Source organism: Crocosphaera watsonii WH 8501 (genome assembly GCF_000167195.1).
Classification (GTDB): Bacteria; Cyanobacteriota; Cyanobacteriia; order Cyanobacteriales; family Microcystaceae; genus Crocosphaera; species Crocosphaera watsonii.
On the sequence record NZ_AADV02000162.1, the window covers coordinates 1 to 9,734 of the forward strand.

Genomic DNA, 9,734 nt, shown 5'->3' on the forward strand with positions numbered 1-9,734 from the left:
GGTAATGGCCGTGGATCACTAGAGCAACATTTGAAATGAAACGGATGCGTGATGCTGCCAACCAAATGAGTCGGGAGCAAGCATTAGATTTATTAGTGCAAGCATCAAGATTACTGATGATTAAGACCAATGTTATTCGAGATCTAGGCAAATAACTCTGTTTTTGCCCGTTAACGCCCAGCTAACTTTTAATTAACACAGAGAGGTCATTATGGACGCAAAAGTCTTTGAATTATCCTTAGAGCAGAAATTCCAACTCCAATGTTTACAACAAGAGTTTCAAGATTTGGAAAGAGAAGAAGTTATCAATTATTTAATTGATACCATGCAGCAAATCATGGCCAGAGATAATCTGATCCGAGATTTGATGAAAAACGAACTCTTATAGTGTCTTGAGATTAGACGCTCTCCATCTCGTGTCAAGCTTCTCTTATATTCTAGGCAAATTTAGAAGAGAGACAAGGGGTGTTGGGAGGTCAATCTATGTTTTACACTGTACACTAAGAAGGGATTTTGTTAATTTTTTCTCTGCCAAACCCGAAACATGAACCCCAAACAAACTAAAATGTAAGCCGATGTGAGCAAGCCGTTAAGATATAGTAACCGTAAAGTAAACGTTTCAGATGTTTGTAAAGAGCTTAACCAGAGTAAGCTATAAGCTATTGCCCAGATAAAGGTTAGTTTAAGTGAAAAACGACTAACCGACAAAACTTGACGACTCTCCTGATGATGGTAAACTGTCCAAAGCGCAGGGACCCAACCAACTACAGGGATCAGACGGGTTATTTGCGCTAATTTTTCTAGTTTTTGTTCTTGAAATGGATCGTTATGGCGATTCTTCATTATTCTGCCCTATAGTATGGAAACAACTTTGCCAACCCGTCTCAGTGCCATTATCCTTGCAGGAGGCAAAAGTTCTCGTATGGGAAAAGATAAAGCGTTGATTGAGATGCAAGGAGTTCCTTTGTTGCAGCGTACTGCTAACTTAGTCCAAGGGTATGCTAACCCTGTTTATATTATTACCCCTTGGATAGAACGTTATCAAAGAATCGTCTCTGCTAATTGTTATTTATTGCGAGAAACTTGTCCTTCAGGGGAAACTCAAGGTCCATTAGTAGGATTTGCTCAAGCTTTAGTTCATGTTAAGACAGAATGGGTATTGTTGTTAGCTTGTGATTTACCCAACCTAAAAACTGTAGCAATGGAAGAATGGTTACTACAGTTAGATCATGTTTATGATAAGAAGGTCGCCTGTTTACCCCGTCATGAGAAGGGATGGGAACCCTTATGTGGGTTTTATCGTTCCTCTTGTTTAACTTCTTTGGATAGGTTTATTGAAGGAGGAGGGCGATCGTTTCAGCAATGGTTACAATTTAATTGTGTTCAGGAATTATTTGTAAGCGATCGCTCCGTTCTTTTTAATTGCAATACACCGCTGGATCTTACTCACTTGAGATGCCGTGAAAAGTAAGACGACGATCCGTTTGAGACTAGCTGGCGCCCATTAGTGCTTGAGCTAGAGCGATGTAGAGGGGTATTCCTATGGCAAGGGCAACTGGGGTACCGACTGCTGTGGATGAGCCGATGTAGGAGGAGGGATTAGCTTTGGGAATACCAGCCCGTAAAGTGGGGGGTCCTGAGATGTCTGAACTGGAGGCGGCGATGACGGCCATGATCACGACACCGCCAAGGCTGAATCCTGTGATGTAGTGGGCAATCATGCCGAAACCGAAGGCAATAAACCCGTGGAGCAGTGGGGCAATAAAGGCATATACAGCATACCACTGGGCTACCTTGCATAGCTCGCCGATCCTTGCTGTAGCTTCCATACCCATTACGATCATCAGGATGGAAAGTAGTCCACGGAAAAGGGGTGCGTAGAAGCTTTCATAAACACTTTCGGGGCGGGTTAGCAAACCTAAAGCGAGGCCCAGGAGCAGTGCTGATAGAGCAGATCCCTGGAGACTTTCCTTAACAATAGGCCATATCTTGACCCTCTCGTTGCGCTGCGCGCTAGGATCGCTACTTGCAGTAATACCCTGCTGGTCATAATTTTCCTCCATGCCATAAAACTCCTTCTTGCTGCGATATTCTTCTTCAGCAGCGCGCTGCTTCTGCTTGCTGGTATAAAGGCTGGCTAAGACGATCGCAGTTACCAGGGCTGGGATATCCATGAAGGGATAGAGTGCAGCAGCCCAAGGCTCATATTCCATTCCCTGCGCCTCCATGAGCGTCAGGGCCGCAGCTAGGGTAGAGCCACTCACAGCACCGAACAAACCGGCAGTGGCAATGGCATCGAGGATTTTGACTTTTGGCAGCTTGGCCAAGGTATAGCGACCGATGAATACGATAAGGATGCCTGTTAGCACGGCGAAAAACGCAGGTAAGAGCATCTCTGCTAGGTTGGCATTACGGATGGCAATACCGCCGCTCAGGCCGACTTTAATGAGCAGCATGAAAACAATAAACTTATAGATTGCATCGGGAATTTATAGTTGGCTATTGACGGCGGCGGCAACCCCTCCACCAATCAAAAAGCCTAGTGTTGGGGACTGCAACTTAGACAGAAAGTTTGTTAAGAAATCAGAGAAAAAATCCATTAATACCTCCTTCCTCGTTTAACGGGGAGCGATTATTGTAATAAGTGAGCTTTTAAAAGTGAGGGTAAAGCACTTCCCCTCTCAAGTACAGGTGTTATGGGAGAACCTGTGGATAGGGTGTTCAAAAATGTCCTCTTTAAGAAGCGGTACCACCTTCATATACTTTTATCTATCAAAAGCAAGATTTGTATGTGTTTAAGTCTATACTCAGATTAGCAGACTTTTACATTTTTGAGGATAAATTTGAAACGCAATCTCAAATTTCAAACATAAAGAAAACTTATAGTTGACGAAACTTGCCATTCGTTAATCTACTGGCAATCAAAGTTGTCTAATGTTTTGATAAACAAAACTTATAAGTTGAACCTGGTTGGCTATATTCCACTTTTCTCAACAGAGGGTAGTAGATGTGTTACGTTTTGGTATAAACTAAAAGTAATGGTTTAAGGAAAAACCATAGAGTATTGTCTTGAATTTTCACAACAGAAGGCGTTAAGAGGTAACCCAGATGACTCAGAAGGCTTGTAAGCTCGTTATTGTGACAGAAAAGCTACTGCTGAAAAAGATCGGCAAAATCATCGACGAAGCCGGTGCTACCGGTTACACGGTTGTGGCCGCTGGTGGTAAGGGTAGTCGGGGCGTGCGCTCGTCGGGACAACCTATTGTTGGCGACACTTTCTCGAATGTAAAGTTCGAGGTACTCACCCCTAGTCGGGATATGGCTGTGAAAATTTCTGATGATGTGGCCACGAAGTTTTTCGACGATTATTCCGGTATCGCTTATATTTGTGACGTAATGGAGGTACTGCACGCACACAGGTTTTGAGTCAAAACCATAAAAACAGTTTGATAATTGTTATCAAATCGAGGGATGTAGATGTCTGTTGAAGGGCATAAAATTGGAAAAAATCCAATGAATCAATGAATTGAAGCTTCAATTTATTGCACGGAAATTCAACGATTAGAATCCACACTTTTCAAAGTATGGAGACTTCAACTGTGTTTCACTTTGTTAGATAAATTTATCCAAGCAGGAGGGCGATCGTCTCAGCAATGGTAAAAATTTCATTGTTTTGAGGAATTCTTGGTAAGCGATCGCTCCGTTCTTTTTAATTTTAATACTCTGATGGATCTTAAAAGAATCATCTCTTAAATTGGTCTAGTTTTAAATTAGTAATTTGGGAAAAATCTCTCTCGTTACGGGTTAGCAATATCCCATTGATAGAGATAGTAATAGCTACAATTTTTTTATACTGTCGTCCAATTTTAAGTTTTTCTTGAAGAATTTGTGTGTAACAATGATTAGCTAAGGAATGAATGTTAAACTACCCCGATCGCCGTCTAACTTAACGGTCATTCCTACGGGTAAAATAGCGTTAACTCCATCGTGACCAAAAGGTAACTCAGAAACAATAGGAATACCGAGATCCCCTAAGCGATCGCGTAACACTTCTTCTACAGTCCAACTATTCGCCGGTCCATTGCTACCACTAAACCGCCCCAAAGCAATACCTTTAACCCCAGAAAATGCCCCCAATAAACGCCATTGGGTCAACATTCGGTCAAGCTTATATGGGGCTTCTCCTACGTCTTCTAGGGCTAAAATTACGTCATTCAAAGGGGGTTGTAAAGGGGTTCCCAAGATATTAGTGGCAACGGTAAGATTAGCTGGTAATAACCGTCCTTCTCCTTGGCCATTTCCCCATCCTTGACCTTGCAATGGAGGTAAGGGATCACCTTTTAGATAGTTAAATAGGCGTTTTAGGGACCAGTCAGGTTCCTGGCCCAAAGTTGTTAATACGGGCCCATGAATACTAGAAATCTTAACTTTTGCTCTTTTCCAAAGTAAGCTAGTAATATCAGAAAAACCGATCAACCATTTAGGATAATTAGTAAAGATAGTTTTCCAGTCTTTTTCTTCTAATAATCTCGCTGCGCCATAACCTCCACGAACGGCTATAATGGCTTTATAATTGGGATTTTTGAAAGCTTCTAATAAGTCGTCTCTGCGTTGTTCATCGGTTCCAGCTAAGTAACCATATTGATCGTTCCAATGTTTACCCAGTTCTAAATTATAGCCCTGCGATCGCATAATTTCTTGAGCTTTTTCTATCGCCGTAACGTCTTTGATGGGACCACTGGGAGAAATCCCTACAATTGTATCACCAGGTTGCAAAAAAGGTGGTTTTTTCCAAGAACCAAGAGAAGTCATCAATTTTGTTATTGTTTCGTATTGTCTAGGGTAATAGTCGAATATTAACTATATTTTTGAGTCTAAAAATCCCTTGCAGAATTCGAGAAACCATTATCTAACCAATCAAAAATTCTTTCTAACTGAGCGATCGTGATTAATCCATAACGCCACAGTAACATAGGAAAAGAACTATAAGGTAGTTCAGGATGACGCTCAACTAAAGCAATGGACTCAGCAGGAATGTCCAACTCTTGTTGCAAAAATCTTATCAGTTTTTGATTGTAATCTAAAGGACTCATCTCATACTCTCCTCGACTTTTAAGGAAGTTTACTGATTTTGTGTAGCTACCAGTTTAAAATAGTTGGGGTCAACTGACTTCATCAGAAAGGTTCACCCATTTGGGTGAATTTGGGGGAGTGTGGGGAGACACCGGAGATGGGGAGATGGGGGAGCTTTCTTGAGCAGGGGAGACACAGGGGACGCGGAGTTTGGGGAGTGTGGGGAGTGTGGGGAGACGAAAAAACTGATGACTGATGACTGATAACTGAGTTTATCAAAAATGTCGGGTGAAGACCCTACCTAAAAATACTATCAAAAATCTCTACATTTTAGGTAGGGATGAAACCCGACCAGTGTATAAACTGCGTAGCATCCACATCTTAGTAGCAGTTAACACCAAGCAGTCAAGTTTGTGCTAGACTAACATTTAGGTTAGTAAAGTTAGTATAAATGTTAGTCTTAGAGTTCAAGGTTAGGGCGAAACAATATCAATATACTGCTACAGACGAGGCAATACGCACTGCTCAATTTGTCCAGAATAAGTGTTTGCGCTTTTGGATGGACAATCAAAAAGTCGATAAGTATGACCTTAATAAGTATTGTCGTGTATTGGCCCATGATTTTCACTTTGCTAACAAACTAAACTCACAAGCTAGACAGTCTAGTGCTGAAAGAGCATGGTCTGCTATCTCTCGTTTCTACGACAACTGTAAGAGGAAAATACCTGGGAAGAAAGGCTATCCTAAGTTTAAAAAAAACTGTCGTTCAGTGGAATATAAAACTACGGGATGGAAGTTAGACTTAAATACTAGGAAAGCAATTACTTTTATAGACAAGAATAACATAGGTAGAGTCAAGCTGGTAGGTACTTACGATTTACACTTTTATCCTATTGAGTCCATAAAACGGGTCAGGTTAATTCGTCGTGCTGATGGTTACTATTGTCAGTTTATCTTATCAATTGATGTGAAAATAGATAGCTCACCAGCTAATAGTGTAATTGGCTTAGATGTAGGGTTAGAGTCTTTTTATACTGACCAGAATGGACAGAAAATTGATAACCCTAGATTCCTAAGAAAAGGAGAGAAGAAACTTAAAAAACTGCAAAGAAGACTATCTAGAAAACAGAAAGGTTCTTCTAATAGAAGAAAAGCACGGGCAAAATTGGCTAAAGCTCACCTTAAAATAAGTAGACAACGTAAAGACTTTGCTGTTAAGTTAGCAAGGTGCGTAATTTACTCCAACGATGTAATTGCCTACGAAGATTTAAGGATAAAGAACTTACTAAAAAATCATTGTCTAGCAAAATCAATTAATGATGCAGCGTGGTACCAGTTTAGAGAATGGATAGAATATTTGGGGAAAAAACACGGCAAAATAACTGTTGCTGTACCTCCTCACTACACTAGCCAAAAATGTTCTAATTGTGGGGAAATAGTAAAAAAATCTCTCTCAACAAGGACTCATATTTGTGCTTGTGGATGCCATTTATATCGTGACGAAAATGCTGCACGCAACATCTTAAAAATTGGATTAAGTACCGCAGGGCATTCGGGAACTTGGCTACAAGATAGCCTAAACGCTTGGGGAGAAGATACCGCTACTTTTTGAGGAGAAATCCTGTCTAAGCAAGTAACTTCTAAGAACCAAGAATCCCCATCTATATTACGAAACAAGGTGGAGTAATTAGATGGGGAGTGTCAACTCATCATTTCTTCAATATCTATAGCTTTAGTAGGTAGGTTTTTTGTCAAAATTTCTGCTCCTGTTTCTGTTACTAAAATATCGTCTTCAATACGAATTCCTCTAACATCAGAAAATTGTTTTAACTTTTCCCAGTTAACATCATTTTGGTATTTCTGTTGAAATTTAGGATTGTTTAAAATTGCTGGAACTTGATAAAATCCAGGTTCGATTGTTACCACCATACCTCCTTTTAAGGGACGATCTAACCTTAAATATCCTAACCCAAAGCGCTCGCTTCTGGTTCGTCCTTCTTCATATCCTGCTAAGTCTCCTAAGTCTTCCATGTCATGAACATCTAATCCTAATAAATGGCCAAGTCCATGAGGAAAAAATATGGCATGAGCGTCCTTGTCTACTAAATGTTCAAGATCACCTTTTAAAATACCTAAATTAACTAAACCCTCGGCAATTATTTTTGCTCCTAAGAGATGAATATCTCTATATTCTACACCAGGTTTAATCCCTTCAATACAAGCGTCATGGGCAGCTAAAACAATGTCATAAATATCTCGTTGACTACTGGAAAAGTGGCCACTAACTGGCCAAGTTCTAGTAATATCTGAGGCCCATCCTAAAGGTGTTTCTGCGCCAACATCAGCTAATAATAAATCTCCTGACTTTAATTGATTATTATAAGTTTCATTATGCAAAACTTCCCCATTGACAGTAACAATACTATTGTAAGCACAGGTCATATTTTGACTTATTATATAGCTTTCCATCGCTGCTCTAACTTCTGCTTCAGTTTTACTTTTTTTTGTTGAGTTAATACCTATTTTGTGAGCTTCAACTGAAACATTAATAGCTTTTTTTATTTCTTCTAACCCTATTTTATCATGAGTTAAACGTAAACTTATTACGGCTTTTATTAATTGCTCATCAACTTGATTTAATTCCTTATTAATTGATAGAGAACGTTGTAATATTTCTCTTTGTTTTGTGTATGTAAAAACATCTTGAACTGGAATAGTAGCAACCTCATTTATTTGCTCTTTCAATACTTCCATCGGATAAGCATTATCTGCCCCTATTTGTAGGGCAATATCTTCTCTTCTTGGCATTTCCCCATGCCATAAGCTACTATCAGGATGAGGATTATCCATGAATAAGTCTAAATTGCCGTTGTCTAGTTTTATTGCTGCATTCTCTAGAGGAAGTCCTGCAAAATAGAGAAAATGACTACTAGCACGAAAAGGATAATGATTAGCTCGAAAATTTTTAGATGGAGATTTTCCTGACCATAAGACGGTAGGAACATCTATGAGATTAGCTAGTTTTGTTCTTCTATTTTTTAAGTATTCAATATCAATCATTTTTTTATTTACTTGTCTAATTTTTATTAGTTATTTTCTAAGATAAATATAGCATATTTCTGACAGTATGGAAGATTATACTATGGTTTTTCTAAATATTATAGATCAACATTTCCCCTAGAGAAAATTTGACTAACAACTTCTTCAATGGGAGGATCGCTTACACTGAGATCGTTAACCTCTAATTGAGCTAAAATTTTAGCTATAGTGTCTGTAAGGTCTTCTTGTTTGACTAAAAATCTAACTTCTTGACCTTTCATTGTTTCAACTTGTCCATAATGTGCTAGTTTTTCTGATGATAAAGGATAAGATAATTCGACGTTAACCTCTTTATAGGGTGTAAACTTTTCTACTAAGTCCTCTAAGTTTCCATCGTAGATTAATTGTCCCTCATGAATCAATAAAACTCTTTCGCACAATGCAGTAATATCCGCCATATAATGACTGGTTAATAAAATCGTTGCTTCGTATCTTTCATTATACTCTTTTAAGAAGGAACGAATAGCAGCTTGAGAATTAACATCTAACCCTAATGTGGGTTCATCTAAAAATAAAACTTGAGGATGATGTAACAAAGCAGCTAATAATTCTGCTTTCATTCTTTGTCCCAAAGATAGTTTACGTACAGGTTGGTTTAATTGTTCTTTAATGGATAACATTTCGGACAATTCTTGAAGTCTTTGCTGAAAAATTTTGTCAGGAATTTCATAAACAGCAGCGTTAATTTTTAGGGAGTCTAAAGCTGGTAAATCCCATAATAATTGCTGTTTTTGTCCCATAACTAAACTCATCTTTTTTAAAAAAGTAGGATGACGCTTAAAAGGAGTACGATCAACTATCTTAATCTTTCCATTTGAGGGGTGAATTAATCCTGTTAACATTTTTAGAGTGGTGGTTTTTCCTGCACCATTTGCCCCTAAAAAGCCAACAATCTCACCAGAATTAATGGTAAATGATACATCTTTCACTGCTACTATATCTCTATACGTGCGTTTAAAAAAGTGGTCAATCGTGCCTTTGAAACCTGGCTTTTTTAAAGAAACTTTATAAGTTTTACTAAGATTTTTGACGTTGATTACAGACATAATAATTTATTGTTCTTGTTAATTAGGCTCGATTTAAAGTATAGAATAATAATTCATAGAATACTAATTCATAATCTAGATANGTAATGTTTTTTCCTTCTAATGAATAATTCTCTTGNNTATAGTATCANGAGTTTTAGAAATAAACACAGGAGTATCTTGTAATTGTGTGAAGAAAACGATAAACCCTAAAATTCATCTACGGGAATACCCCACGATGGATGTATTTCATCACATCATCTCTCTAAATGACAGACATAGAGATAATCTTTAAATTCTGTCTTCCATCCAGTCTCAAGAGTATGCTAAGAATTTCCATAATACCTTAAATCCCCCCGATATAACATCCCGCAAACTGGTTCCTCGGGGGAAATTACCGAAGGATGATAATTCTTAAACCGCCGGAAGCTACTTTCTGAACTTAAAAAAAGGAAAATTCCTTACGTTCTTTTAAAAAGAACCCTCTCCTTTCGCGCTTGCACCGGAAAAAGGCCCCTTCAAACCCGGGAAATTTAA

Annotated in this window: 10 protein-coding genes and 1 pseudogene; 5 read left to right on the plus strand and 6 right to left on the minus strand. The window is 38.7% G+C overall.

Translation table 11 applies throughout. The annotated features are described in order from the left end of the window. Positions 1-35 precede the first annotated feature (35 nt). Together CWATDRAFT_RS26780 and CWATDRAFT_RS26785 are read left to right on the plus strand one after the other, a co-directional pair. Positions 36-155, plus strand: coding sequence for an NblA/ycf18 family protein (locus tag CWATDRAFT_RS26780; protein ID WP_042712547.1), 120 nt, complete (start codon positions 36-38; stop codon positions 153-155). A gap of 56 nt (positions 156-211) precedes the next feature. Then, entirely contained in the window at positions 212-388 is a 177-nt protein-coding gene (locus CWATDRAFT_RS26785) for an NblA/ycf18 family protein (RefSeq protein WP_007307937.1), read from the plus strand. A gap of 128 nt (positions 389-516) precedes the next feature. Here CWATDRAFT_RS26785 and CWATDRAFT_RS26790 read toward each other — a convergent pair whose 3' ends face one another. Beyond that, positions 517-843 carry a hypothetical protein gene (locus CWATDRAFT_RS26790; protein ID WP_007307946.1) on the minus strand — a complete coding sequence of 109 codons (327 nt, stop codon included), beginning with the start codon at positions 841-843 and terminating at the stop codon, positions 517-519. A 16-nt stretch (positions 844-859) separates the two neighbouring features. Between CWATDRAFT_RS26790 and CWATDRAFT_RS26795 the strand changes: the two genes are divergently transcribed. Further along, on the plus strand, positions 860-1,471 hold the full coding sequence (locus tag CWATDRAFT_RS26795) for a molybdenum cofactor guanylyltransferase (RefSeq protein WP_007307938.1): 612 nt from the start codon (positions 860-862) through the stop codon (positions 1,469-1,471). A 19-nt stretch (positions 1,472-1,490) separates the two neighbouring features. Here the strand turns inward: CWATDRAFT_RS26795 and CWATDRAFT_RS26800 are convergent. Further along, positions 1,491-2,600, minus strand: a pseudogene (locus CWATDRAFT_RS26800) (sodium-dependent bicarbonate transport family permease). A 508-nt stretch (positions 2,601-3,108) separates the two neighbouring features. Here CWATDRAFT_RS26800 and CWATDRAFT_RS26805 point away from each other — a divergent pair. Beyond that, on the plus strand, positions 3,109-3,426 hold the full coding sequence (locus tag CWATDRAFT_RS26805) for a P-II family nitrogen regulator (RefSeq protein WP_007307939.1): 318 nt from the start codon (positions 3,109-3,111) through the stop codon (positions 3,424-3,426). A 480-nt stretch (positions 3,427-3,906) separates the two neighbouring features. Here CWATDRAFT_RS26805 and CWATDRAFT_RS26810 read toward each other — a convergent pair whose 3' ends face one another. Beyond that, positions 3,907-4,812 carry a S66 peptidase family protein gene (locus CWATDRAFT_RS26810; RefSeq protein ID WP_007307944.1) on the minus strand — a complete coding sequence of 302 codons (906 nt, stop codon included), beginning with the start codon at positions 4,810-4,812 and terminating at the stop codon, positions 3,907-3,909. A gap of 62 nt (positions 4,813-4,874) precedes the next feature. Then, positions 4,875-5,093 carry a DUF2949 domain-containing protein gene (locus CWATDRAFT_RS26815; RefSeq protein ID WP_007307943.1) on the minus strand — a complete coding sequence of 73 codons (219 nt, stop codon included), beginning with the start codon at positions 5,091-5,093 and terminating at the stop codon, positions 4,875-4,877. 431 nt (positions 5,094-5,524) lie between these two features. Between CWATDRAFT_RS26815 and CWATDRAFT_RS26820 the strand changes: the two genes are divergently transcribed. Beyond that, the gene (locus CWATDRAFT_RS26820) at positions 5,525-6,685 is read left to right on the plus strand and encodes an RNA-guided endonuclease InsQ/TnpB family protein (protein ID WP_007307940.1); all 1,161 of its coding nucleotides are present in this window, start codon (positions 5,525-5,527) and stop codon (positions 6,683-6,685) included. An 89-nt stretch (positions 6,686-6,774) separates the two neighbouring features. Here CWATDRAFT_RS26820 and CWATDRAFT_RS26825 read toward each other — a convergent pair whose 3' ends face one another. Next, positions 6,775-8,133 (minus strand): aminopeptidase P family protein, encoded by a 1,359-nt coding sequence (locus CWATDRAFT_RS26825; RefSeq protein ID WP_007307942.1) that lies wholly within the window; start codon positions 8,131-8,133, stop codon positions 6,775-6,777. Between the two features lie 98 nt (positions 8,134-8,231). After that, positions 8,232-9,218 (minus strand): ABC transporter ATP-binding protein, encoded by a 987-nt coding sequence (locus CWATDRAFT_RS26830; protein ID WP_007307941.1) that lies wholly within the window; start codon positions 9,216-9,218, stop codon positions 8,232-8,234. Positions 9,219-9,734 lie beyond the last annotated feature (516 nt).

Coding starts and splice junctions, on each gene's coding strand:
- CWATDRAFT_RS26780 (WP_042712547.1), top strand. CDS start 36: ATGAAACGGATGCGTGATGCTGCCAACCAAATGAGTCGGGAGCAAGCA.
- CWATDRAFT_RS26785 (WP_007307937.1), top strand. CDS start 212: ATGGACGCAAAAGTCTTTGAATTATCCTTAGAGCAGAAATTCCAACTC.
- CWATDRAFT_RS26790 (WP_007307946.1), bottom strand. CDS start 843: ATGAAGAATCGCCATAACGATCCATTTCAAGAACAAAAACTAGAAAAA.
- CWATDRAFT_RS26795 (WP_007307938.1), top strand. CDS start 860: ATGGAAACAACTTTGCCAACCCGTCTCAGTGCCATTATCCTTGCAGGA.
- CWATDRAFT_RS26805 (WP_007307939.1), top strand. CDS start 3,109: ATGACTCAGAAGGCTTGTAAGCTCGTTATTGTGACAGAAAAGCTACTG.
- CWATDRAFT_RS26810 (WP_007307944.1), bottom strand. CDS start 4,812: ATGACTTCTCTTGGTTCTTGGAAAAAACCACCTTTTTTGCAACCTGGT.
- CWATDRAFT_RS26815 (WP_007307943.1), bottom strand. CDS start 5,093: ATGAGTCCTTTAGATTACAATCAAAAACTGATAAGATTTTTGCAACAA.
- CWATDRAFT_RS26820 (WP_007307940.1), top strand. CDS start 5,525: ATGTTAGTCTTAGAGTTCAAGGTTAGGGCGAAACAATATCAATATACT.
- CWATDRAFT_RS26825 (WP_007307942.1), bottom strand. CDS start 8,133: ATGATTGATATTGAATACTTAAAAAATAGAAGAACAAAACTAGCTAAT.
- CWATDRAFT_RS26830 (WP_007307941.1), bottom strand. CDS start 9,218: ATGTCTGTAATCAACGTCAAAAATCTTAGTAAAACTTATAAAGTTTCT.